Raw genomic sequence first — 24,572 nt, 5'->3', positions numbered from 1 at the left:
CGGGGGCCGCCGGACGGCCACCGCGGGCGGCGGCGGGACCGGTCAGGAGGCGGTGAGCAGCAGGAGTGCGCCGGCGGCCAGGCAGCCGAGGGCGAGCACCGTCCACAGCAGGTCGGCGACGACGGCCCGCGGACCGGTCTCCTCCGGCGCGAGCACGGCGAGGCCCGGGCGGCGGGGGTCGTAGGCGATCCGCACGGAGGTCCCGGGGACGAGCCGGGGCGGGCGGCGCAGCGGGGTGTGACCGCGTGGCCGGGTCAGCACCAGCTCGCACGCCTCGACGGCCGGCAGCGGGACGCCGGGGGACACCGCCACGGGCTCGGTGGCGAAGGAGAGCAGGGGCGCGCTGTCGAGTTCGCCGTGCGCGTCGGACTCGGCGACCACGGTCGCGACGGCCGGCCGGCCTCGCCGGCGCACTCGGTGGCGCAGGCGCACTTCGGCGGCGCACCAGAGCATGAGTGCGCCGCCGAAGAGGGCGAAGACCACGCCCCCCGCCGTAGCCGTCGTCGTCTCCACCCCAGCCGCCCCCAGCTCTGTCCACAGCCTGTGGACAGAGCCTCACAGGCCACGGCCAACGAGGGGCGGATGTTCGGCGAACGGCCGCCGAACCGGGGGAAGCCTCGAAGTGAACCGGCCCCCGGGCAGCCGGCGCCGGCGGGGCTCGGGCCAGCGGGGCTCGGGCCGGCGCTTCGACCGGTGGGGTTCGGGCCTGCGGGGTTCGTGACGGCGGGGTTCGTGACGGCGGGGATCAGGCCACCGGCCGGATGAACCCCTGTTCGGTCAGCAGCCGCAGCGACTCCGGCATCCGGTCGCGCAGTACCACCCGGTCCTCGCCCAGCAGCTGGGCGATCGCGTCGACGATCTCGCCCGCCGACAGGGTCCCGTCGCAGACCCCGACGAAGCCGGCGCCCACCGTGTCCACCGTGGTCGCCCGGCGCATCCCGCGGTGGTGCCGCAGGATCACGTGCTCCGGGTCCTCCGCCCCCGGTGCGCCCACCTGCTCCTGGACGACCTCGTCGGCCAGCACGTACCGCGCCGCCAGCAGGCCCGCGTCGTCGTGCGTGCGCAGGAAGTCCTGCCGGTCGAACCACTCCTCGATGTGCGGGCCGAGCGGCTGCTCCACCGGGTGCGGCCACTCCTCCACCCGGACGGTCGGCTGCTCGGCACCGCCGGCCCGCAGGGTGATCCAGCCGAAGCCGATGCCCTCGACCCGGCCGGCCTCGAAGGCGTCCAGCCACTCGCCGTAGCGGGCCCGGTAGTCGCCGCCGGGGCCGCGGTGGTCGCCGCCGTCGCGCAGCCAGAGCTCCGCGTACTGCGCCACGTCCTGGACCTCGCGCTGGACGATCCAGGCGTCCAGGCCGGTGCCGGCCACCCAGCCGGCCAGCCGGTCGTGCCAGTCCTCGCCCCTGACGTGCTGCCAGTTCGCGAGCAGCTGGCAGTAGCCGCCCGGCTCCAGGTGGGCGGCGGCCGAGCGGACCAGACTGCGGCAGAGGTCGTCCCCGGCCATCCCGCCGTCGCGGTAGGTGAACCGGCCGGCCGGCGAGATCACGAACGGCGGGTTGGAGACGATCAGGTCGAACCGCCGCTCCCCCACCGGCTCGAAGAGGCTGCCGACGGCGGCCTCGGTGTTGTCGAAGCCGGACAGCGCCAGGGTCAGCTCGGTGAAGCGCAGCGCCCGCGCGTTGAGGTCGGTGGCGGTCACCCGCCGGGCGTGCCGGGCGGCGTGCAGCGCCTGCACACCGGAGCCGGAGCCGAGGTCCAGCACCGAGCCGACCGGCCGGCGCACGGTGATGCTGGCCAGCGTGCTGGACGCGCCGCCCACTCCGAGCACCAGGTCCTTGCGGGCCACGCCGTGGGCGGTCTCCCCGGAGCCGATCCCGCCGGCGCCGCCGACCGCGCAGCCCAGGTCGGAGACCACCCAGGCGTCCGAATCCGGCAGCCCGGCGACCTCGTTGGCGTACGGGCGGATGTCGACGGTGGCGCGCACCAGCTCGCCGTCCGGGCGCAGCCAGCCGTCGGTCAGGCAGTCCTCCACCGGCAGAGCGGCGGCCGCCGCCTTGTAGGGCACCGGCTGCTGCAGCAGGAAGAGCCGCACCAGCGTCTCCAGCGGGCTGCCGCCGCGGGTAGCGCGCAGCGCGGGCACCGCCTCGCTGCGGGCCAGCGCCGCGTACCCGGTGGGCCCGAGCAGGTCCAGGCAGCCGTCGGCGGTGTACGAGGCGGCGAGCAGCGCCTCGCGCAGCTTGGCGAGGCGGGTCGGGTCGAGAGCGGGGCTACTGATCACCCCGCCATTGTCCCCCGCGAGACCCGCCCCGCCCGCCCGTCCCGGCCGCTTGCCCCGGCACGCCGACGACCCCCTCGGCCGGGGGCCGAGGGGGTGCGGGGTGCGGGTCCGGGTCCGGCTTCGGGCCCGGGTTCGGATCCGGCTGGTCGGCTGCGGTCGGTCAGCTCGCCGAAGGGGCGGCGGCCGGCGTGGTCGGCGCCGGGGTGGCGGCGGGGTCGCCGGTCGCCGGGCTCGCGCCGTCGGTGGCACCCGCCGAGGGCGCGTCCGTGGGTGTTCCGGTCGCCTGGTCCGTCGGCGCGGCCGTCGGAGCGGCGGCGGCCGCACCCGGCTTGCACCCCTCCTGCTTGGCCATCGCCGCGCCCAGCTCGCCACGCTGCAGCTTGTTCTGCGCCTGCGTGGAGAGCGTGGACAGCTGGCGGATCTGGTCGCCCACGCTGCGCAGCCCGTCGGCGAACTTCGACTGGTCGTCGCTGGTGAGCGCGTCCAGCTTCTTCTGGATGTCCTGGTAGCCCTCGGCCGCCTTGTTGAGCTCGGCGACGGTGTCCTTCTGCAGGGTCGTGCCGTCGTCCACCTTGGGGGCGCCGGCCCCGTCGATGGCGGCGGCGATGTCCTGGTTGGTCTTGGCCAGCCGGCCGATGTCCGCCGAGAGGCGCTTCTGCAGGTCGCCCGGCGCCTCGCCGGTCTTCACCTGCGCGGTGTCCGCCAGCGCGGTCTGCGCCTGGGCGATCGGGTCCTTGGCCGCGCCGCACACGTTCGCCGCCCAGGACTCCAGCTGCTTGCTGTTGTCGTCGCCGCAGCCGACGGCGCCGAACGCGAGCAGCGCCCCGAGCGCGGGTACGGCCAGCAGTCGCTTGTTCACCGGGAGAAGCCCTTTCGGTTTCGGTCGTCGAACTGCGAACCTACACGGCCGCCGTTCGACTCCCGGTTCCCGCCCGGGCCTGCTCCCGCTCCCCCTCCGCGAGCCGCCGCCGCTCGGGGCGGCACGGCGGCGCTCAGTGCGCGAGCGCGTCCACCGAGGCCGGCCAGCTCATCCTGATCAGCCCTCCGCCGGCACCGGCGGTGACCTCCAGGTCCTCGACCAGGCCGGTGAGCACCGCGAGGCCGAGCGCGTCCTCGTCCGGCTCGCCGCCGTCCGCCGACGCGGCGGTCGGGACGGTGTCGAGACCGGCCTCGTCCTCGACCTCGATGAGGAAACGCTTCTTCTGGTCGATCAGTGCGACGCGCACCGCGCCCTTGACGTCCCCGCGCCGGTGCAGACCGACCGCGCGGGAGCACGCCTCGCCGACGGCGAGCCGCACCTCGTCGAGCACCGACTCGTCGACCCCGGCCCTCCTGGCGACTGCCGCGGCCACCAGCCGGGCCGTGCGCACGTGCTCGGGAAGCGCGCTGAATCGAAGTTCGACGGTTGCCATGTCTTCCCCCTCGGGGTGCTCCGACCGGGGCCGGGCTCGCGGCCCCTGCGGGCCGGCGTCGACCGGCCCTGGGGCGGCCGGACGGGCCGGGGCACGCGGCCCCGGCGCCCGGACGCATAGGGATCGGGCGGGCCGGCCACCTGGGGCCGACCCGGCCGGGTCAGTCGGTCCTGCGGATCAGTCGGTCGCCTGGACCGCGTCGTCCACCGAGTTGTGGATCGGGAAGACCTTGGTCAGACCGGTGATCCGGAAGATCTTCAGAATGCGCTCCTGGTTGCACACCAGGCGCAGCGAGCCCTCGTGGGCACGCACCCGCTTCAGACCGCCCACCAGCACGCCGAGGCCGGTGGAGTCCAGGAAGTCCACGCCCTCCATGTCGACGACGAGGTGGTAGCTGCCGTCGTTGACGAGCTCGACCAGCTGCTCGCGCAGCTTGGGGGCGGTGTACACATCGATCTCGCCGCCAACCTCGACGACCGTGCGATCGCCGACTGTACGGGTCGACAGGGACAGGTCCACGGAACCTCCAGCACCTTGCCTTGCTACGTCATTGCGATCCTCGGCCGGACGGCCGCCACCGCATGGTCGCGAACTCCGGGCACACCCAGCCAGTGCGTGGCAAGCCTCGGCGCTGCGACCCCCGGCCGTACGGCCGTCACGGCCACATTCAACCACCTGCGACCATGCCCGCACGATGGCTTAGGACGATTCTCCGTCACGCCGGTGACACACTGGGTCCTCATGCCGCCGCGTCACAGCCCGCCCGAGGCTCTGCTCACGACCCTGTCCGCCACCCGAGGGCGGTCGGACCGGCTCACCCATACGGAGCACCTTCCCGCCCGGCCCGCCCGCTATGCGCCGTGGCCCGACTGGATCCGGCCGGAGGTCGTGGCGTCCGCCCAGGCCATGGGCGTCCGGCAGCCGTGGGCTCACCAGGCGGAAGCGATGAATCTGGCCAAATCCGGCCAATCTGTGGTGATCGCCACAGGGACCGCCTCGGGCAAGTCGCTCGGCTACCTGGGCCCGGTGCTCTCCGACCTGCTGGTCGGCACCGAGGCGCGCAACGGCCGGGGCGCCACCGCGCTCTACCTCGCCCCGACCAAGGCGCTCGCCGCCGACCAGCGCCGCCGGGCCGCGGAACTCGCCCCGCCCCGCGTCCGGGCCGCGCTCTACGACGGCGACACCCCGCCCGAGGAACGCGAGTGGGTCCGCCAGTACGCCTCGTACGTGCTCACCAATCCGGACATGCTGCACCGGGGCATCCTGCCCGCGCACGCCCGCTGGTCCTCCTTCCTCAAGACCCTGCGCTACGTCGTGGTCGACGAGTGCCACGGCTACCGCGGCGTCTTCGGCTCGCACGTGGCCCAGGTGCTGCGCCGGCTGCGGCGGATCTGTGCCCGCTACGGCTCCTCTCCCGTCTTCCTGCTCGCCTCCGCCACCACCGCCGACCCGGCCGTCACCGCCCAGCGCCTCACCGGACTGCCCGCCGAGGCGGTCACCGAGGACGGCTCCCCGCGCGGCCCGATGGTCTTCGGGCTCTGGGAGCCGCCGCTCACCGAGAACGTCGGCGAGCACGGCGCGCCGGTCCGCCGGACCGCCACCGCCGAGGCCGCCCACCTGCTGACCGACCTGGTCGAACGGGAGACCCGGACCGTCGTCTTCGTGCGCTCCCGGCGCGCCGCCGAACTCGTCGCCCTGCAGACCCAGGACCAGCTCCCCCGCCCGCTCGCCGACCGGGTCGCCGCCTACCGCGGCGGCTACCTCGCCGACGAGCGCCGGGCCCTGGAACGCTCGCTGCACTCCGGCCGGCTGCTCGGCCTCGCCTCCACCTCCGCCCTCGAACTCGGCGTGGACATCTCCGGCCTGGACGCCGTCCTGATGGCCGGCTACCCGGGCACCCGGGCCTCGCTCTGGCAGCAGGCCGGCCGGGCCGGACGCGAGGCCCAGGGCGCGCTCGCCGTGCTGATCGCCCGGGACGACCCGCTGGACACCTACCTGGTGCACCACCCGGAGGCGCTGTTCGCCACCCCGGTCGAGGCCACCGTGCTCGACCCGGACAACCCGCACGTACTCGCCCCGCACCTGTGCGCGGCGGCCGCCGAGCTGCCGCTCACCGATCCGGACCTGGAGCTGTTCGGCCCCTCGGCCGCGCCGCTGCTGCCGGTGCTGGAGCGGCGCGGACTGCTCCGCCGGCGCGGCGACGCCTGGTACTGGACCCGCCGCGAGCGGGCCGCCGACGCCGTCGACCTGCGGGGCAGCGGCGGCAGCCCGGTGCAGATCGTCGAGGCGCCGACCGGCCGGCTGCTCGGCACCGTGGACGCCTCCGCCGCCCACACCACCGTGCACACCGGGGCCGTCCACCTCCACCAGGGCCGCAGCTACCTCGTCCGGGACTTCGACCTGGACAGCTCGGTCGCCCTGGTCGAGCTCGCCGATCCGCCCTACACGACCTCCGCCCGGGACATCACCTCCATCTCCGTGCTCTCGACCGACACCACCGTCGACTGGGGCGAGGGCCGGCTCAGTTTCGGTTCGGTGGAGGTGGTCAACCAGGTGGTCGGCTACCTCCGCAAACGGATCTCCACCGGCGAGATCATGGGCGAGAGCAAGCTCGACCTGCCGCCCCGGACCCTGCGCACCCGGGCCGTGTGGTGGTCGGTCACCGAGGACCAGCTTCTCGACGCGGACATCCCGCCCGACCAGCTGCCCGGCGCCGCCCACGCCGCGGAGCACGCCTCGATCGGCCTGCTCCCGCTGTTCGCCACCTGCGACCGCTGGGACATCGGCGGTGTCTCGGTGCCGCTGCACCCCGACACCGGGCTGCCCACCGTGTTCGTCTACGACGGCCACCCCGGCGGGGCGGGCTTCGCCGAACGCGGCTTCCAGCGGGCCGTACGGTGGCTGACCGCCACCCGGGAGGCGATCGCCGCCTGCGAGTGCGAGCGCGGCTGCCCCTCCTGCGTGCAGTCACCGAAGTGCGGCAACGGCAACGACCCGCTGGACAAGGCGGCCGCCGTCCGGCTGCTGGACGTGCTGCTCGCCGGCGCTCCCGCGGCCGCCGAAGAGACCGGCCGGGACCGGGAAGCCGCTCAGGACGGACCGGACGGGCGGCACGGGCGGGACGGGCAGGCCGGACCGGACGAGCGGGACGGGCGCGACGGGCGGGTGGCGCCCACGCACGTACCGGACCCGACGGAGGCGGCCCAGGCGGCAGCCGAGGCGGCCGACGGCGCCGAGGCGGCGGCCCGGGCGGTGGAGCGGGAGGCCGGACGGACGACCGACCGACCCACCGACGGGAGCGGGCCGGGAGCTTCATGAGCCGCCCCCGTTCCACTCGTCCGGCCCGCCCTCACCGAGTGCGGCCCGCGCGTCCTCGTCCGCCGGCTCCACCGGCGCCCTGACCGGTCCGGCCCTGGCCCGCGCCCGGGCCGGCCCCCCCGCCAGGCGCAGCGGCAGTCCGGCGACGGGCACCCGCGCCACCACCTCGACGGCGTCCGCCGCCCGGTCCACCGCGCAGGAGACCACGGCGGCCTCCTGCGCGGCGGCCACCGCCTCGGCCCGGGCGCAGCCCCCGTCCGCGTCCAGCAGCAGCCGGTCGGCCGCCGCGAGCGCCGCCAGGTCCGCGGCGGACTCCGCCCGGTGGCGGGCGCCGACCACCGCGCCCACCGAGAGCCCGGCGGTGCACGCCAGGCAGCCGAGCAGGGCGCAGGCCAGCAGCCAGACCGTCGCCGACCCGGTGTCGGCCCGGCGCGGCGCCGACCGCGCACGGTTCCTCGGTCCGCTCACGGGCCCGCACCTCCCTCCGCTCCTCGCAGGGTGTCCTCCCGGGCCGCGACGGCGGTGGCGCTCAGCCGTACCGCGAGCACCTCCGCGAACCGCCCCGGTGCCCCGTACGGCGCGTCCACGGTGACCCGGACGGTGTCCGGCGCGAGGTCGACCAGGACCGCCGCGCCGGCGGGCGCGGCCGCCCGTGCCACCCCGGCGGCGTCCGCCTCCCCGCGCGCGGCCGCCCTGGCGCCCACCCGTGCCGCGTCGACGCAGCGGAGCTGGGCGGCCGCCGCGAGCACCGCCCAGACCAGCAGCACGCCCAGCAGCACCAGCGCCGGCAGTGCGACGGCGGTCTCGGCGGTGACGAAGCCGTTGTCGCCGCGCCGCCGTCGCCGCGGCAACCGCCACTGCTGCCGAAGCCGCAGCCGCCGGTCAGGTCGCATGGAGCGCCCGGTCCAGGGCACCGGCCAGCGCTTCGAGCACGGCCGTGCTCGTCGCCACCTTGTACAGCCCGGCCGCCAGGGCGCAGGCCCCGAGCGTTCCGACCGCGTACTCCGCGGTGGTCATCCCCGCGTCCGAGTCGCCCCGGGCCCGGATCCGCCGCCGGATCGCGAGCGGGACGGCGAGCCGGATCCGGCGCGTCGTCCCGGGAGCGGCGACGGCCACTGGCTTGATCGCCACGTTCATGGTTTCCTCCTTGCATCGAAATGGGTTCGCTCGTGCGCGTCGTCACGCCACGTGCCGCCACGTGCCGCCACGTCACATCGCGTACGAGAAGCGGCCGGTGAGCCCCACGACCACGGGGGCGACCCCGACCAGGACGAACGCCGGCAGGAAGCACAGCCCGAGCGGCGCCGTCGCGAGCACTCCGGCCCGGCGCACCCGGGCGTGCGCCGTCCGCACGGCCTCCGCCCGCCGACCGCTCGCCAGGCCGCAGAGCGCTGCCGCGGCCGGGGCACCGCTCAGACTCGTCCGGGCCAGGCAGCGGGCCAGCGGCGCGAGGGGCGGATGCTCCTCGCCGAGCCGCCTCCAGCAGACCTCCGGAGGCGCTCCCAGGGCGAGTTCGGCCGCGGTCGACAGCAGTCGCGGACCCATGGGGGCGTCCACGCTCGCGCCGACCGCCGCCACGGCCGCCGCCGGCGAGGCCGCGGAGCCGAGGCAGGCCGCCAACAGTTCGGCGGTGAGCGGCAGCTGCCGCACCAGCCGCTCCGCCTCCAGCGCGGCCCGGCGCTCCGCCGGGGACCTCGCCCGGGGCATCCAGCGGTGCAGCCCGACGGCCAGCAGTCCGCCCGCCAGCAGTCCGCCCGGTCCGCCGAGGAAGGCCGCCGCCCCGAGCCCGGCCGCCACCACCGTCGCCGCCCGCCGCGCCCACCCCGGGAGGGCGGGACTCCCCCGCGCCGCCGGCCGCCGTTCGACCCGCCACCGCCGGGGCGGGTCCCCGGCACCCAGCAGGGCGTCGGCCCGCCGCCGCGCCCGCCACCGCCCGGACGAACCACCGACCACCGCGAGCAGCAGCCCCGCGCCGACCGACTCCGCGACGGCCCGCTCCGTCAGCCAGGTCATCCGCACCCCACCTCCCGGCGGAACGCCCCACTCGGCCGACCGGGCCGGGCCCGGGTCCGGCTGATCCCGCACCGCCACTCCTCCGGCGGCGGCTCGGCCTCCCGCGGCGGGGCGGCGCCCAGGGCGCCCTCGGCGGCCGCCCGGACGATGCGGGCGGTCCACGCCAGCCCCAGGCCCTCCAGGGTCACGCCCGCCACCAGGCAGGCCAGCCCGGCGGGTGTGTGGAGCAGCACCTCCAGCGGTCTGGCCCCGAGGGCCGCGCCCAGCAGCAGCCCGGCGAGCGGCAGGGCCGCCAGCACCGCGATCGTGGTGCGCGGCGCCGCCAGCTCGGCGGCGATCTCCTCCGCGAGGGCGCGCTCGACCCGCAGGGCCTCGGCCACCCCGTCCAACCCGGCCGCCAGGCCCGACCCGCCGGCGGCGGTGACCTCCCAGCAGGCACCGACCGCCGCCGCCCCGCTGCCGCCCGGCAGTTCGGCGAGCAGCCGGAACGCGGCGGGCACGTCCGCCCCGTACCGGCCCGCCGCGAGCCGGGCGACCGGTTCGGCACCGAGCCTGTGCAACGCCACGAGATCGGCGGCGATCCGCGTGGTCACCAGGTGCAGTGCCTGCTCCGGCGTCGCCCCGCCGCGCAACTCGCCCGCCAGTGCGGCGCAGAGCTCCACCACGGCGGCCGCCCGGTGCCGCGCCTCGGCCGCCGTCGCGCGCCGCAGCCGCCACCGCCGCAGCGGCAGGACGGCCGGCACGGCCGCCAGCACCGGAACCGGCGACCCCGTCGCCCACCCGGCCGCCAACCCGCCGGGGAGCAGAAGCAGTTCGGGAGCACCCCGCAGGGGCCGCCAGAGCCTCCCCCGCCACCGTGGGACCGCGACCGCCGCGCCGCCGACGTCATCACCACCGGCACCGGCGTCGGCCTCACCCGTCAGCACCGCACCGGTCCGACGTACACCCACCACTTGCCGCTGCAGCCCGCACCACGCCGCCACCGCGGCCCCGCACAACATCAACACCCACCAGAGCGCCACCTCGTCCAGCGCCATGGACACCACCTCCCGCTCCGTCGCCACCAACGCCGCCCCGACTGCCCCGACCGCCCCGGCGGCCACCGTTCCGCTCCGCTCGTCTCCTCGGCCCGCCGCCCGGCCCGAGCAGCAGCACGGCACCCGCCGCACAGCCGCCCATGAACAGCGCGAAGGCCACCTCCGCCGCCCCGGCCGTCACGGCGGACCCTCCTCGACCGCGGCTCCCCGGGCGGCGAGCAAACCGGTCAGGCGCTCCCAGCCGGGGCCCGGGACCGTCCCGCCGTCCGGCGTGAACGCCACCGCCGGGGTGGTGACGGCGAGCCCGCGCCGGTCGCCGCCCAGCGTGTGGATCTCGGCGACGCGCCGGCGCCCGCTGACCGGCTCCCGCACCAGGTGCACCACCAGGTCGAGGGCGGCACGGAGCTGGCTGTGCAGGGCCTGGCGGTCCAGCCCGGCCAGCGAGCCGAGCGCCTCCAGCCGCACCGGCACGTCCGCCGCCGTGTTGGCGTGGACCGTCCCGGTGCCGCCCTCGTGGCCGGTGTTCAGGGCGGCGAGCAGCTCGGCCACCTCCGCCCCGCGCACCTCGCCGATCACCAGCCGGTCGGGCCGCATCCGCAGCGCCTGGCGGACCAGGTCCCGCAGGGTGAGCTCGCCCAGCCCCTCCTGGTTGGGCGGACGGCCCTGGAGCCGCACCACGTGCGGGTGGTCGGGCCGCAGCTCGGCGGAGTCCTCGGCGACGACGATCCGCTCCTCCGGACCGACCAGGCCGAGCAGCGCCGCGAGCAGCGTGGTCTTCCCCGTGCCGGTGCCCCCGCTGACCAGCAGCGAGAGCCGGGCCCGCACGACGGCGGCCAGCAACTCGCCGCCGCGCGGCGGGAGCGCTCCGCCGGCCACCAGCTCGTCCAGGCTGAACGGCCGGGGGCGGCACACCCGCAGCGAGATGTGGGTGCAGCCGGCCGCGATCGGCGGCAGGACGGCGTGCAGCCGGGTGCCGTCCGGCAGCCTGGCGTCCACCCAGGGCCGCGCGTCGTCGAGCCGCCGCCCGGCCGCCGTGGCGAGGCGGTGGGCCAGCCGGCGCACCGCCTCCGGGTCGGCGAAGCGGACGCCGGTGGCCCGGTGCAGACCGCCGCCCCGGTCGAACCAGATCTCGTCGGGCCCGTTGACCAGGACGTCCGTGACGTCGGGCGCCGCCAGCAGCCGGTCCAGCGGGCCCGCACCCACCAGTTCGGCGCAGAGCGAGCGCACGGTGTCGAGGACGTCGTCACCGCCGAGCGGCGGCCTGGCGGCGCGCAGGGCGGTCGCCACCGACCCGGCGGTCGGCGGCGCCCCGGACTCGGCCAGCCGCAGCCGGACGGCGTCGACCAGAGCGGCGGCGCGCTCCTCCCGCGCCGTTCGGCCGTAGGGGTTCGGTGCGGGCCGGGGAACGGCCGCCGGGGCGCTCCCGAGGTCCGGGACGCTCCGCAGCGCGCGCCGGGCCCGGGGCGCGTCACCACCGCGATCGACAGCCGGCCCCGTGCCGGTTCTGCGCAGCCGCACCATCAGGCGACACCCCCTTCGACCGCCGGCACCGGCGGAAGCACCTCGTCCAGGAACGCCCCGCAGAAGCGGGCCAGCGGCCCGCCCTCCCGGATGCCGGGCGGCACGCCCTGTTCGAGGTCCACTGCCAGACCGGGCTCCGGCTCCAGCACTCCGGCGAGCTGCATCCGCAGCCCCCGCGCGACCCGCTGTGCGGGCAGCCCGAGGGGCCCCGGCGGCCGCACCACCGCCCGGACGTCGTCGAGCCGCATCCGGACCGACGCGGCCACCCGGTCGGCGGCCGCCACCGCGCGCAGCTCGGCCGGCACCACCAGCAGGGCCGTGTCGGACTGCTCCAGCGCCTGCCCGGCCGCCGGATCCAGCCGCCGGGGAACGTCGACCACCACTAGGCCGCCCCGGCGGCGGGCGGCGGCGAGAACGCTGCGCATGGCCTCGGGCGGGACCGCGAGGGTGTCGCCACGGTCCCAGGACAGGCAGGACAGGGTGCCGAGCCGTTTGAGCGCGGGCAGCGCCCGGGCCAGCTCGGCGCCGCTCACCCGGCCCCGGGAACCGGCGAGGTCCGGCCAGCGCAGGCCGGCGGCGGTCTCCCCGCCGAGCAGGATGTCGAGGCCGCCGCCGAGCGGGTCGCCGTCGACGAGCACCGTGCGCAGGCCCCGGCGCGCGGCGGTGACCGCGAGCGCGCAGGCCAGGGTGGAGGCGCCGGCACCTCCCCGCCCGCCGAGCACGGCCACGGTACGCGCCGGAGCGCCGCCCCCTTCGGCGGCGTCGGCGACGCGGTCGAGCAGCCAGGCCTCGGCCTCGGGCAGGAACAGCACGTGCTCCGCGCCGAGTTGGACAGCCCTGACCCAGACGCCCGCGTCGTCGAGGTCCAGCCCGAGCAGCAGTACCCCGGGTCTGCGGGGCAGCCCGGCGCACTGCCCGGACCGGTCGTCGCCGACCAGGACCAGGGACGCGCCCTCCCAGAGCTCGCGCGGCGGCGGAGCGCCCCGGATCAGCCGCGGCTCGGTGCCGGCCGCCGCGCAGATCCGCAGCAGCTGCTCGGCCAGGCCGTCGTCCCCGGTGAGGACGAGCGGTCCGGGGGACTCCGGCCCGCCGGTGGTGGCGCGGTCGGTGATGGGCTTCGTCATGGCGGCTCCCCTGTCGTCCTGGTGTCCGGCTCCTGGTGTCCGGTCGCTCCCGCGGCCGGTCGCCGGGCCCGCGGCACGGGCCGGCGACCGCTGCCGGACATCACGGTGGACGGCGATCCGGATTCCGGCCGCCGGGTTCCGAATCCCTGTGGACAACTCGGGGCTGTGGACGAAAACGTTCACCCACACGGGGGGCTATTGAACAAAGAATTGACGAAACGGGCTCACGGAGATGAACCGCCATAGCGGCGGATCCCGATAGCGCGGTGCGCGCCGCAGGCTCCCCGGGGCAGGTCCGGGCCTCATTCCCGAAGCCGCGGGGCCGGAGCCGGCCCTGGGCCAGACTCGACAGACCTTCTACGGAGAGTGACGAAAAGGAGGGATCACCCCCGCTCGCCGACACCCCCTGTAGACGCCGGCGGGGCCGGCCGCCCGATCTCCGCGGCGAGCCGTTCAAGCCCTGAAAATGGCCCCGGACGTGCGACGACCCCCGCCGGGGGGGAGAGCGGGGGTCGTCTATCCACGGCCCGACTCGGGGGGGAGGAGCCGGACCGGGTTAGCACGGTCGCGAACGATCCGTGACTTCCATGGTGTACCCGAGCGGCCAGAAACACAAACCCGCACGCCCACGAGTACGCCGAATGGCGGGCTGTTTTGCGGCGCCCTCTATCCTCGGTTCCCGTGGACACCACCGAGAACGCCGACGAGCACGCCGACGAGTCCCCGGACTCCACCGCCGCAGCCGCCGGAACCGACGGGACGCCCGGGCCCGACGGGACGGCCGTGACCGGCCCGCGGCCCGCGGGGCCCGACGCAGCCCCGCCCGCGGCCCGCCCGCCCGCCGCGCGGCCGCGCCCGGCCGGCCCCCGCACCGCCGCCTTCTTCGACCTCGACAAGACGATCATCGCCAAGTCGAGCGCCCTCGCGTTCAGCCGTCCGTTCTACCAGGGCGGTCTGATCAACCGTCGGGCCGTCCTGCGAAGTGCGTACGCCCAGTTCGTCTTCCTGGTGGGCGGCGCGGACCACGACCAGATGGAGAAGATGCGCGAGTACCTCTCCGCGCTCACCCGGGGCTGGAACGTGCAGCAGGTCCGCGAGATCGTCGCCGAGACCCTGCACAACCTGATCGACCCGATCATCTACGACGAGGCCGCCTCGCTCATCGAGCAGCACCACGCGGCCGGACGCGACGTGGTCATCGTCAGCAGCTCCGGCTCCGAGGTGGTCGAGCCGATCGGCGCGCTGCTCGGCGCGGACCACGTGATCGCGACCAGGCTGAAGATCGAGGACGGCTGCTACACCGGCGAGATCGAGTACTACGCCTACGCCGAGAACAAGGCCGCCGCGATCCGGGAGTTGGCCGAGGTCGAGGGCTACGACCTGACCGAGTGCTACGCCTACAGCGACTCGTCGACGGACCTGCCGCTGCTGGAGGCGGTCGGCCACCCCTCGGCGGTCAACCCGGACCGGGCCCTGCGCAAGGAGGCGGTGGCCCGCGAGTGGCCGGTGCTGGTCTTCGACAAGCCGGTGGAACTCCGGCGCCGGCTCCCGGAATTCTCGGCGCCGAGCCGCTCGGTGCTGACGGCGGTGGCGGTCGGCACGGCCGCGCTGACGGCCGGGGTCATCTGGTACGCGGCCCGGCGGCGGCGCCCGGCGGCCTGAGCGCGAGGCGTTGGACAAAACGGTCAAAAGCCGAAGACGTCGCTTTTCGGGTTCCCCTTTCGCTCGAAACGCGATACAAAGGAAACACGGCCCGCGAGACCCGGTCAGGACCGAAGAGGTCAAACCGTCAACGCAGTTCAGGCCCCACGGACCGCCGTACAGATGACCGAGCACCCACATGCAGCCGACCCGCTGTCGGGCCGCCGGACCAGACGAACGGGCAGGATCCCCGTCTGATCGGCACTTCCGGTGCATGCATGGTCACCCGGCATCTGTGCCAGTGGCGGCACCTGGCAGGATCAGGTGCCGCCGCATCTCGTTGTCCGGCCGGGCGGTTCGGCCCGAACGGCCCCTCGCCGCCCGGACCGCCGCCGCCCGGACCGCCGCCGCTCAGACCGCCGCCGCTCAGACCATGCCGCGCTGCATCGCCTCGCAGACCGCCGTGCTCTCGCGCACGCCGAGCCGCAGCGCCCGGCCGCAGTGGCCGATCCAGGCCGCCAGGCCCTCCGGCGTCCCCGCCAGGTAGCCGGCCAGCGCCCGCCGGTAGGCGTCCGTCCCCAGCTCCACCAGGCCGACCTCGACCGGGCAGATCGACTTCGGGTCGAGACCCTCGGCGATCAGCACGATCCGCTGGGCGGCCCGGGCGATCAGGCCGTTGTGGGCACCGAACGGCCGCAGCGCGAGCAACTCGCCGTGCACCACCGAGGCGACCACCAGGGCCGGCGTGCCGACGCCCCGGCCCTCGGCGCGGGCCACCAGCAGCCGGGAGAGCTGGTCGAGCCGGGCGGCGACCTCCTCGGGGCCGGGCGCCGCCGGCAGCGCCGGCACGGGCCCGTCCGCCGTCGCGCCGACCGGCCCGGCCACCGGCGCGTGGTCCGCGGCGACGCCCTCCACCGGCTTCAGCTCCAGCGGGAACGGCTCGTCGCCGCCCTCGCCGCCCTGTCGCGGCCGGCCCGCCGCCGGGTCGGCGTCCCCGACCGCCAGCAGGTGCAGCCGCGCCAGCACCTGCAGCGGCGAGTGCCGCCAGACGCTCAGCAGCTGGCCCGCCTCGGCCGCGATCCGCAGTGCGGCGCCCACCGTTCGGGCCTGCGGGTCCGCGCCGAAGTCGCTGCGCCGCCGGACCTCCTCCAGCGGCCAGTCGGCCCCGGCCAGCGCCGCCGAGGCACGGGCGCCGCGCAGGGCGGACTCGGAGGTGACCTCGGCCGCGCGGCGGCGCATCACCCGGTGGCCGTAGAGGCGGTCGACGGCCTTGCGGACCTCGGCCACCGCGTCCGGCACCCCGGGGAGCTGGGCCAGCGGGGCGAGGGGATCTGTTCCAGTGCTCACCTACCCGAGAGTAATGACCAGGTGCCCCGGCCGGAACAGCAACCTCGCATCACCCGATAGAGGCAATCCTCACTTCCCTCCGACATGCGACCCGAAACCGCCGATAGCATGGCAATGGCCGAAGATGATAACGATTTCCACCTCGGGAGATCGTCGGCCTCGCCGCGGCGCGCAGCCGCGACCGCGGCGGGCCCAGGAGCGAGAGCCGGAGTCCCAAGATGAAGATCGCCTTCGTCGGCAAGGGCGGCAGCGGCAAGACCACGCTGTCCGCGCTGTTCATCCGCCATCTGGCCGCCGCGGGCCGGCCGGTCCTCGCCGTCGACGCCGACATCAACCAGCACCTCGGCCCGGCGCTCGGGCTGACGGACGGCCAGGCCGCCGCACTGCCCGCGCTCGGGGCCCACCTGCCGGAGATCAAGGAGTACCTGCGCGGCAGCAATCCGCTGATCCGCTCCGCCGAGGAGATGATCAAGACCACCCCGCCGGGCCGGGGCTCGCGGCTGCTGCGGATCGTCGAGGAGAACCCGGTCTACACCGCCTGCGCCCGCGCGGTCGCGCTCGACGAGGGCTCGGTGCGGCTGCTGGCGACCGGCGCGTTCGCCGAGGAGGACCTCGGCGTCGCCTGCTACCACTCCAAGGTCGGCGCGGTGGAGCTGCTGCTCAACCACCTGGTCGACGGCCGGGAGGAGTACGTGGTGACCGACATGACCGCCGGCTCCGACTCCTTCGCCTCGGGGCTGTTCACCCGCTTCGACCTCACCTTCCTGGTCGCCGAACCCACCCGCAAGGGCGTCTCGGTGTACCGCCAGTACCGGGACTACGCCCGCGACTTCGGCGTGCGGCTGCGAGTCGTCGGCAACAAGGTGCAGGGCCTCGACGACCTGGACTTCCTCCGCCGCGAGGTCGGCGAGGACCTGCTGGCCGCCTTCGGACAGTCCGACTGGGTGCGCCGCCTGGAGCAGGGCGCGCAACCGCCGCTGCGCGCCCTCGAACCCGCCATCCGCGCCGCGCTGGGCGAGCTGCGCGCGGCCGCCGACGCCGTGTACGGGCTGCGGGACCCGCGCCGGTACACCGAGCAGGCCGTCCTCTTCCACCTGCGCAACGCCGAGAGCTGGGCCAACGCCAAGGTCGGCACGGACCTCGCCGCCCAGGTCGACCCGGACTTCGTGCTCGGCGGCGAGCCCGCCCCGGCCGGCGGTCCCGCCCCGGTCGGCGAACCCACCGCCGCCGGCGCGGCGGTCTGAGCCGGACCCCCGCCGCACCACCCACGGGCCGCGGTCCCCCGCACGGGGACCGCGGCCCGCGCGCATCCCCGGCACGCCCGCCACCAGCAGATTCCCGGCCGTTCGACCACCACCCAATGGAGTGAATCAGGCATTTATTCACTGTCGCTCCGGATGACGCTGTGCAAAGCTCTCATTACCCTCGGTTTACCGAGTCTTGATATTCCGCTTCCGTCCCGGCGCCCCTCGCCGCGGCCTGGCTCCTCCCAGCGCCCGGCCGAGCGACCGCCGGGTCGCCCGATGGTCCAAGGCCCGGCCGGTGACACCCGCACTCCCGGCCCGGCCGCGCCATCCCGCCACACCGTCGCGACCCACGACAGCCGATCCGTTCCACCGAGCCCATGCCCGGACTCACCGCCGGACCTGACTGCGTTCGTTTCCCCGGACAGACGGGAAGACCCATGACCCTCGACATCTCCAGCGCCCCCATCCCCTCCGACACCACCGACCACGCCCCACCGGGCCGACGTCCCCGCGCCGCCCTGGCCCGGGACCTCTCGGCCTCCCTGGTGGTGTTCCTGATCGCCGTGCCGTTCTCCCTCGGCATCGCCCTGGCCACCGGCGCCCCGCTCACCGCCGGCCTGGCCGCGGCGGCCGTCGGCGGCCTCGTGGTCGGCCTGTTCGGCGGCACCCCGCTGCAGGTCAGCGGCCCCTCCGCCGCGCTCACCGTGATCACCGCCGGGCTCATCGCCCAGTACGGCTGGCAGGCCACCTGCGCCATCACCCTCGCCGCCGGCCTGCTCCAACTCCTGCTCGGCGCACGGCGGGTGGCCCGCACCGCGCTGGCCGTCTCACCCGCCATCGTGCACGGCATGCTGGCCGGTGTCGGCCTCGCCATCGCCATCGCGCAACTGCACGTCGTCCTCGGCGGCTCGCCGCAGAGCTCGGCCCTGGCCAACCTGCTCGCCCTGCCCGGCCAGTTGTCGACCCCGCACCCCGCCGCCCTGGCCATCGGCGCGCTCACCGCCGCCGTCCTGCTCGGCTGGCCCCGGCTGGAGAGACTCCCCGGCCGGTACGGGGAGTTCGGCAGCCGGCTGACCAGGGTGCCCGGACCGCTCGCCGCCGTCGCCGCCGCCACCGGGCTCGCCGTCGTGCTGGACCTGCGGCTGGCCCGGATCGAACTGCCCGCCTGGCAGCCGCACGGCCTCGTCCCCGACCTGCCGCACGGCCCGCCGCTCGCCGTCCTGGCCGCCGTGCTGACCGTCACCGCCGTGGCGAGCGTCGAGTCGCTGCTCTCCGCCGTCGCGGTCGACCGGATGTCGCGCCGCACCGGGGACCTCGACCGCGAACTGCGCGGCCAGGGCCTCGCCAACCTGGTCAGCGGCCTGGTCGGCGGACTTCCGGTCGCCGGCGGCGCGGTACGCAGCACGGCCAACGTCCGGGCCGGGGCGCGCAGCCGCTGGTCCTCGGTGCTGCACGGAGTGTGGGTGCTGGCGGCCGCGCTCGCCCTGACCGGCGGGCTGCGCCGGATCCCGCTGTCCGCGCTCGCCGCCCTGGTGCTGGTCGTCGGCCTGCAGATGGTGAGCTTCGCGCACATCCGCAAGGTGCACCGGCACCGCGAGTTCCCGGTCTACCTGATCACCGTGCTCGCCGTGGTGCTCTGCGGCGTGCTGCCGGGGGTGGCACTGGGCGCGGCGACGGCCGTGCTGCTCGCGCTCTACCGGCTGACCCGCGCCCACGTGGACGTCCTGGCCGGTGCCGACGGCTCGTACACGGTGGAGACGCACGGCCCGCTCACCTTCACCGCGGTGCCCCGGCTCAGCCGGGCGCTGGCGGGCATCCCGGCCGGCGCCGAGGTCACCGTCGTCCACGACGGCTCCTTCCTGGACCACGCCGCCTTCGAGACGGTGCACGGCTGGCGCACCGGCCACCAGGCCGGCGGCGGCCGGGTGTCGATGGTGACGCGCCGCCAGGACGACGAGGTGCTCGACCCGGACGGCACCGTCCGCGCCGGCAGCTCCCCGGGCCCGCACCGCTGCCGGGCCTGGACGCCCTGGGTCGGCCACCACTGCATCGAGCAGCAGGAGGACCCGCACGGCCGGCTGCTGGACGGAGTGCGGGTGTTCCAGCTGCACACCGCCCCACTGGTGCGGCCCGAGCTGGCCCGGCTCGCCCGGGAGGGGCAGACGCCCTCACAGCTCTTCCTGACCTGCGCCGACTCCCGGATGGTCACCAGCATGATCACCAACAGCGGGCCGGGCGACCTCTTCACCGTGCGCAACGTCGGGAACCTGGTACCGGCGCCGCACGAGCCGGGCGCGGCCGACGACTCGGTGGCGGCGGCGGTGCAGTACGCGGTCGAGGTGCTGGAGGTGCGGTCGATCACGGTCTGCGGGCACTCGGGCTGCGGGGCGATGAAGGCCCTGCTGGACGGGGTGCACGAGCAGCCCGGCCGGCCCACCCCGCTGGCCCGCTGGCTGCGCAACGGCCGCGGCTCGCTGGACCGGCTGCGCAGGGTCCCGGCGGAGTTCGCCGACCGGCCGGCGGTCGACCTGACCGAGCAGCTGTGCATCACCAACGTGGTCCAGCAGCTGGACCAACTGCTGGCCAATCCGGCGGTGGAGCGGCGGGTGACCGAGGGCACCCTGCGGCTGGTCGGCATGTACTTCGACTTCGCCACGGCACAGGCCTATGTACTCGACCGGGAGACCGGCCGGTTCGGCCCGGTCGAGGCAGCGGCACCGGCCTCCGCCCGGGCGCTGGCACCGGCGCCGACGCCGGCACAGGAGGGCGACACGCCCGGACACGTGAAGGAATTCGAACAGGTTCCGGCCACCGGCACCACCGTCGCGGACCAGGCCGGGGACGGAGGAGGTCCCGGCCTGGCCGCCTGAGAGCCGGGCCCGCGTCCCGCCGGGCGGGCCAAGGACGCGGGCCCACCTCCCGATGACACCCGGGGGCACCGCCGACCTCGGGCGACCGTTCGATGCCCGGTCAAAGGTCTACACCAATTATCCGGAGCCTCTTGTCAACTGACCTCTTCGCCTGGTGAGCTGTGCGCTGGGACACACGGGACAATCCCCACGCACGGGAAACGACCCCGATCATGACTCATGAGGAGTGCGCGTTGAGCAACGAGAGCCTGGCCAACCTGCTCAAGGAGGAGCGGCGCTTCGCCCCGCCGGCAGAGCTCGCCGCAGCCGCCAACGTCACCGCGGCCGCGTACGCTCAGGCCTCCGAGGACCGCCTCGGCTTCTGGGCCGAGCAGGCCCGCCGCCTCAGCTGGGCCGTCGAGCCCACCCAGACCCTCGACTGGTCCAACCCGCCGTTCGCCAAGTGGTTCGCCGACGGCAAGCTCAACGTGGCCTACAACTGCGTCGACCGGCACGTCGAGGCCGGCAACGGCGACCGCGTCGCCATCCACTTCGAGGGCGAGCCCGGTGACGGCCGCTCTATCACCTACGCCCAGCTCAAGGACGAGGTCTCGCAGACCGCCAACGCGCTGCTGGAGCTCGGTGTCGCCAAGGGCGACCGGGTCGCCATCTACCTGCCGATGATCGCCGAGGCGGTCGTCGCGATCCTCGCCTGCGCCCGGATCGGCGCCACCCACTCGGTGGTCTTCGGCGGCTTCTCCGCCGACGCCGTGGCCTCCCGCATCCAGGACGCCCAGGCCAAGCTGGTCATCACCGCCGACGGCGGCTACCGGCGCGGCAAGCCGTCCGCCCTCAAGCCGGCCATCGACGAGGCGCTGACCAAGGTCGACGGCGTCGAGCACGTCCTGGTCGTGCGCCGCACCGGCCAGGAGATCGCCTGGACCGAGGGCCGCGACGTCTGGTGGCACGAGGCCACCGGGCGCCAGTCCACCGAGCACACCCCCGAGGCGCACGACGCCGAGCACCCGCTCTTCATCCTCTACACCTCGGGCACCACCGGGAAGCCCAAGGGCATCCTGCACACCTCGGGCGGCTACCTCACCCAGGCCAGCTACACCCACCACGCCGTCTTCGACCTCAAGCCGGAGAGCGACGTCTACTGGTGCACCGCCGACATCGGCTGGGTCACCGGTCACTCGTACATCGTCTACGGCCCGCTCTCCAACGGCGCCACCCAGGTCATCTACGAGGGCACCCCGGACACCCCGCACCAGGGCCGCTTCTGGGAGGTCGTCCAGAAGTACGGCGTGACCATCCTCTACACCGCGCCGACCGCGATCCGCACCTTCATGAAGTGGGGCGACGACATCCCCGCGAAGTTCGACCTGTCCTCGCTGCGGGTGCTGGGCAGCGTCGGCGAGCCGATCAACCCCGAGGCGTGGATCTGGTACCGCGAGCACATCGGCGCCGGCAAGACCCCGATCGTGGACACCTGGTGGCAGACCGAGACCGGCGCGATCATGATCAGCCCGCTGCCGGGCGTCACCGAGACCAAGCCGGGCTCCGCCCAGCGCGCGCTGCCGGGCATCGCGGCCACCGTGGTCGACGACAACGGCGCCGAGGTGGCCAACGGCTCCGGCGGCTACCTGGTGCTCACCGAGCCGTGGCCGTCCATGCTGCGCACCATCTGGGGCGACGACCAGCGCTACATCGACACCTACTGGTCGCGCTTCGAGGGCCGCTACTTCGCCGGTGACGGCGCCAAGAAGGACGAGGACGGCGACATCTGGCTGCTCGGCCGGGTCGACGACGTCATGCTGGTCTCCGGCCACAACATCTCGACCACCGAGGTCGAGTCGGCCCTGGTCGGACACCCGTCGGTGGCCGAGTCCGCCGTCGTCGGCGCCACCGACGCGACCACCGGCCAGGCGATCGTCGCCTTCGTGATCCTGCGCGGCAGCGCCACCGACAGCCCCGAGCTGGTCGAGGAGCTGCGGGCGCACGTCGGCCGTACGCTCGGCCCGATCGCCAAGCCGAAGCAGGTCAAGGTGGTCGGCGAACTGCCGAAGACCCGCTCCGGCAAGATCATGCGCCGCCTGCTGCGCGACATCGCCGAGGGCCGCGAGGTCGGTGACACCACCACGCTGGCCGACTCCACGGTGATGAACCTCATCCAGGCCCAGCTGCCGCCGGCGGGCAGCGAGAGCTGACCCACAACCCCCTCACCCACGCCGCCGCCGTGCGCCGTGGGTGAGGGGAGGCGTACGTGAGGGTGCCCCGGGCGGTCGTGACCGCCCGGGGCACCGTCGTGTCCGGGGCACCGTCGCGTCCGGGGCACCGTCGCGTCCGCGGCACCGGCCCAGGGCCCCAGGGCAGCCGGTCGCCGTGCACAACGGGCCGCGGAGGGCTTAAGTCCTTAGATAGGACAATCCGGATGTCCCTTTGTCGCCACGCTACAATGTCAAAGACGCATCAAGATCCACCAAAGCTCCATTCACGATCCGCGTCACAGGGCGAGCCGGGAAGTCTGGTCGGCGATGCACCACAGGTGTGTCCGCACCCCGTCCCCTCGCCCCCAGGAGGCCACGCGTGGCCAGCCAGCCGCCCGTCCACGAGCCGACGCCCCAGCGCCGCCAGTTCCTCGGCAGGCTGCCCCTCCCCGAACGCAGCTACGTCGCCGACGCCCTGCGCACCGAGACCGTCGGCGGTGTCCTGCTGCTCCTCGCCGCCGTCGTCGCCCTGGTCTGGGCCAACGTCTGGCCGGACTCCTACCAGTCCGTCCTGAACCACACCGTCGGCCCCTCCGCGCCCCTTCACCTCGACCTCACCCTGGGCACCTGGGCCAAGGACGGGCTGCTGACGATCTTCTTCTTCGTGGCCGGTATCGAGCTCAAGCGCGAGTTCGTGGCGGGTGAACTGCGCAGCCCCAGCGCGGCGATGCTGCCCGTCATAGCCGCCGTCTGCGGTGTCGTGCTGCCCGCCGTCCTGTACACCGTCGTCAACGCGGGCCCCGGCGGGCACCCGAGCGGCTGGGCCGTCCCGACCGCCACCGACATCGCCTTCGCGCTCGGCGTGCTCGCGGTGGTCGGCAGCCACCTGCCCTCCGCGCTGCGCGCCTTCCTGCTCACCCTCGCCGTGGTGGACGACCTGATCGCGATCCTGATCATCGCGGTCTTCTACAGCTCCGGCATCAAGTTCTGGGCGCTCGGGCTCGCCCTCGCCGGTCTCGTGCTGTTCTGGTTCCTGCACCGGCGCGGGGTGCACGGCTGGTACCTGTTCGTCCCGCTCGCCTTCGTGATCTGGGCGCTGATGCACGAGAGCGGTGTGCACGCCACGGTGGCCGGCGTCGCGATGGGCCTGATGCTCCGCTGCCACCGGGAGGGCGACGAGAAGCACTCCCCCGGCGAGCACATCGAGCACCTGGTCCGGCCGCTCTCGGCCGGGCTGGCCGTGCCGGTCTTCGCCCTGTTCGCGGCCGGGGTGACGATCTCCGGTCCGGCGCTGCGCGAGGTGTTCACCCAGGCCGCTCCGATCGGCATCATGGTCGGCCTGGTGGTCGGCAAGTCCGTGGGCGTCTTCGGCGGCACCTGGCTGGCCGCCCGCTTCACCCGCGCCGAGCTCAACCCGCAGCTCAAGTGGGCCGACCTGTTCGCCGTCTCGGTCCTGGCCGGTATCGGCTTCACCGTCTCGCTGCTGATCGACGAGCTGGCCTTCCCGGACGACCCGGCGCTCACCGAGCGGGCCAAGGCCGCCGTCCTGGTGGGTTCGCTGATCTGCGCGCTGGCCGCCACCGTGCTGCTGAAGCTGCGCAACCGGCACTACCGCGAGCTGTGCGAGGAGGAGGACCGCGACCTCGACGGCGACGGCATCCCCGACGTCTACCAGCAGGACGACCCGGCCTGGCAGCAGCGCATGGCCGACCGGGCACGGCAGACAGCGGCACGGCAGGCAGCGCCGGAGCAGACAGCGGCAGGACAGTCGGACGCACGGCGGGCGGAGCCGCGGTCCACGGACCAGGGGCCGCCGACCCAGGGGCCGACACGCCCGGCCGGCGAGGGCCGCGACGGAGCGCGCTGAGCGGCCCGCCCGCCGGACACGTCCCCCCGGCGGGGCCCCGGAGTGGTGTCCGCTCGTCCGGTGGGGGCATGATTCTGAACTGTCGACAGTCCACCGAAGAGGAGAACCGCTGATGCCCGCAGGAGCCGCAGACCCGTCCAGCAACGGCCGGGCGCCCTACGAGGGCGAGCGTTCGGTGGGGCAGCTGTTCGCCGCGGCCACCGCCGACCTGTCCGCCCTGGTCCATGACGAGATCGCGCTGGCCAAGGCCGAGATCCGCGCCGACGTCAAGCGCGGCGTCTCCGGCGGCGTCTCGCTGGGCGTCGCCGGCGTGGTGGCGCTGGCCGCCGTCCCGATGCTGAGCGCGGCCGCCGCGTTCGGCATCCACGCGCTGGGTCTGTCGCTCGGCTGGTCGTTCCTGATCGTGGCCGGCGCGTACCTGCTGCTGGCCGTGCTGCTGGGCCTGCTGGCACTGCGTTCGTTCAAGAAGATCGAGAAGCCGGTCCGGACCATCGAGGGTGCGCAGAAGACCGCCGACGTGCTGAAGAACGCGCGGCCGCGTCCCGCCACCAAGGAGGAGATCGACCGCGCCCTGGGCCGCATCCCGTAGGCCCGCCCCGGAGACCGGCTCCCGCGCGCCGGACACGCGCCAGGAATCGCGCCAGGAATCACGCCGGGGAAACGCCCCGGACGCGCTCCCGGTACGCCAGGGGCCGGAACGGCCGAGTG

20 protein-coding genes are annotated in these 24,572 nt (G+C 75.2%); 7 read left to right on the top strand and 13 right to left on the bottom strand.

Going from position 1 to position 24,572, the window contains the following annotated elements:
• Window positions 1-42 precede the first annotated feature (42 nt).
• The 5 genes from ABT238_RS00855 to bldG all read right to left on the bottom strand — a co-directional run bounded on the left by ABT238_RS00855 (window position 43) and on the right by bldG (window position 4,209).
• Window positions 43-483 carry a DUF3592 domain-containing protein gene (locus ABT238_RS00855; protein ID WP_350558515.1) on the bottom strand — a complete coding sequence of 147 codons (441 nt, stop codon included), beginning with the start codon at window positions 481-483 and terminating at the stop codon, window positions 43-45.
• A 262-nt stretch (window positions 484-745) separates the two neighbouring features.
• Window positions 746-2,278, bottom strand: a complete 1,533-nt coding sequence (locus tag ABT238_RS00850; protein ID WP_350755088.1) for a DUF7059 domain-containing protein — start codon at window positions 2,276-2,278, stop codon at window positions 746-748.
• Between the two features lie 160 nt (window positions 2,279-2,438).
• Window positions 2,439-3,137 carry a hypothetical protein gene (locus tag ABT238_RS00845; RefSeq protein ID WP_350755087.1) on the bottom strand — a complete coding sequence of 233 codons (699 nt, stop codon included), beginning with the start codon at window positions 3,135-3,137 and terminating at the stop codon, window positions 2,439-2,441.
• Window positions 3,138-3,270: 133 nt separating this feature from the next.
• The gene (locus ABT238_RS00840) at window positions 3,271-3,690 is read right to left on the bottom strand and encodes an ATP-binding protein (RefSeq protein WP_350755086.1); all 420 of its coding nucleotides are present in this window, start codon (window positions 3,688-3,690) and stop codon (window positions 3,271-3,273) included.
• Between the two features lie 177 nt (window positions 3,691-3,867).
• Window positions 3,868-4,209, bottom strand: a complete 342-nt coding sequence (gene bldG / locus ABT238_RS00835; protein WP_344342978.1) for an anti-sigma factor antagonist BldG — start codon at window positions 4,207-4,209, stop codon at window positions 3,868-3,870.
• A gap of 222 nt (window positions 4,210-4,431) precedes the next feature.
• On the opposite strand from bldG, the gene ABT238_RS00830 reads away from it, so the two are divergent.
• Window positions 4,432-7,008, top strand: a complete 2,577-nt coding sequence (locus tag ABT238_RS00830) for a DEAD/DEAH box helicase (protein ID WP_350755084.1) — start codon at window positions 4,432-4,434, stop codon at window positions 7,006-7,008.
• On the opposite strand, the gene ABT238_RS00825 is transcribed toward ABT238_RS00830, so the two are convergent.
• From ABT238_RS00825 to ssd, 7 genes are all read right to left on the bottom strand, one after another.
• Entirely contained in the window at window positions 7,003-7,476 is a 474-nt protein-coding gene (locus ABT238_RS00825) for an Rv3654c family TadE-like protein (protein WP_350755082.1), read from the bottom strand. The two genes, ABT238_RS00830 and ABT238_RS00825, sit on opposite strands and share 6 nt — an antisense overlap.
• Window positions 7,473-7,901, bottom strand: a complete 429-nt coding sequence (locus ABT238_RS00820; RefSeq protein ID WP_350755080.1) for a TadE family type IV pilus minor pilin — start codon at window positions 7,899-7,901, stop codon at window positions 7,473-7,475. Before ABT238_RS00820 ends, ABT238_RS00825 begins: the two co-directional genes overlap by 4 nt.
• The gene (locus ABT238_RS00815) at window positions 7,891-8,145 is read right to left on the bottom strand and encodes a DUF4244 domain-containing protein (protein ID WP_350755078.1); all 255 of its coding nucleotides are present in this window, start codon (window positions 8,143-8,145) and stop codon (window positions 7,891-7,893) included. The genes ABT238_RS00820 and ABT238_RS00815 overlap by 11 nt, the downstream gene beginning before the upstream one ends.
• Window positions 8,146-8,217: 72 nt before the next feature.
• Complete coding sequence (locus ABT238_RS00810) at window positions 8,218-9,021, bottom strand: type II secretion system F family protein (protein ID WP_350558539.1); 804 nt, start codon at window positions 9,019-9,021, stop codon at window positions 8,218-8,220.
• A complete protein-coding gene (locus tag ABT238_RS00805; protein WP_350558542.1) occupies window positions 9,018-9,776 on the bottom strand; it encodes a hypothetical protein in 759 nt (252 codons plus the stop codon). Before ABT238_RS00805 ends, ABT238_RS00810 begins: the two co-directional genes overlap by 4 nt.
• 459 nt (window positions 9,777-10,235) lie before the next feature.
• Window positions 10,236-11,579: a TadA family conjugal transfer-associated ATPase gene (locus ABT238_RS00800; protein ID WP_350755076.1), complete on the bottom strand. Its 1,344-nt coding sequence runs from the start codon at window positions 11,577-11,579 to the stop codon at window positions 10,236-10,238.
• The gene (gene ssd / locus ABT238_RS00795) at window positions 11,579-12,703 is read right to left on the bottom strand and encodes a septum site-determining protein Ssd (protein WP_350755074.1); all 1,125 of its coding nucleotides are present in this window, start codon (window positions 12,701-12,703) and stop codon (window positions 11,579-11,581) included. Before ssd ends, ABT238_RS00800 begins: the two co-directional genes overlap by 1 nt.
• Before the next feature lie 681 nt (window positions 12,704-13,384).
• Here ssd and ABT238_RS00790 point away from each other — a divergent pair.
• Entirely contained in the window at window positions 13,385-14,365 is a 981-nt protein-coding gene (locus ABT238_RS00790; protein WP_350558582.1) for an HAD family hydrolase, read from the top strand.
• 405 nt (window positions 14,366-14,770) lie between these two features.
• Here ABT238_RS00790 and ABT238_RS00785 read toward each other — a convergent pair whose 3' ends face one another.
• Complete coding sequence (locus tag ABT238_RS00785) at window positions 14,771-15,691, bottom strand: Fic family protein (RefSeq protein ID WP_350558585.1); 921 nt, start codon at window positions 15,689-15,691, stop codon at window positions 14,771-14,773.
• Window positions 15,692-15,909: 218 nt separating this feature from the next.
• Between ABT238_RS00785 and ABT238_RS00780 the strand changes: the two genes are divergently transcribed.
• The 5 genes from ABT238_RS00780 (at window position 15,910) to ABT238_RS00760 (ending at window position 24,453) form a co-directional block, all read left to right on the top strand.
• A complete protein-coding gene (locus ABT238_RS00780) occupies window positions 15,910-16,935 on the top strand; it encodes an ATP-binding protein (RefSeq protein ID WP_350755071.1) in 1,026 nt (341 codons plus the stop codon).
• Window positions 16,936-17,375: 440 nt separating this feature from the next.
• On the top strand, window positions 17,376-19,808 hold the full coding sequence (locus ABT238_RS00775; RefSeq protein ID WP_350755069.1) for a SulP family inorganic anion transporter: 2,433 nt from the start codon (window positions 17,376-17,378) through the stop codon (window positions 19,806-19,808).
• A gap of 212 nt (window positions 19,809-20,020) precedes the next feature.
• Window positions 20,021-21,997, top strand: coding sequence for an acetate--CoA ligase (gene acs / locus ABT238_RS00770; protein ID WP_350755067.1), 1,977 nt, complete (start codon window positions 20,021-20,023; stop codon window positions 21,995-21,997).
• Between the two features lie 379 nt (window positions 21,998-22,376).
• The gene (gene nhaA, locus ABT238_RS00765; RefSeq protein ID WP_350755065.1) at window positions 22,377-23,864 is read left to right on the top strand and encodes a Na+/H+ antiporter NhaA; all 1,488 of its coding nucleotides are present in this window, start codon (window positions 22,377-22,379) and stop codon (window positions 23,862-23,864) included.
• Between the two features lie 112 nt (window positions 23,865-23,976).
• Window positions 23,977-24,453, top strand: coding sequence for a phage holin family protein (locus tag ABT238_RS00760; protein WP_350558600.1), 477 nt, complete (start codon window positions 23,977-23,979; stop codon window positions 24,451-24,453).
• The last annotated feature ends 119 nt before the right edge of the window (window positions 24,454-24,572 follow it).

Source organism: Kitasatospora sp. NPDC001527 (genome assembly GCF_040298605.1).
Lineage (GTDB): Bacteria > Actinomycetota > Actinomycetes > Streptomycetales > Streptomycetaceae > Kitasatospora.
This window is presented reverse-complemented; position numbering and strand designations above follow the sequence as displayed.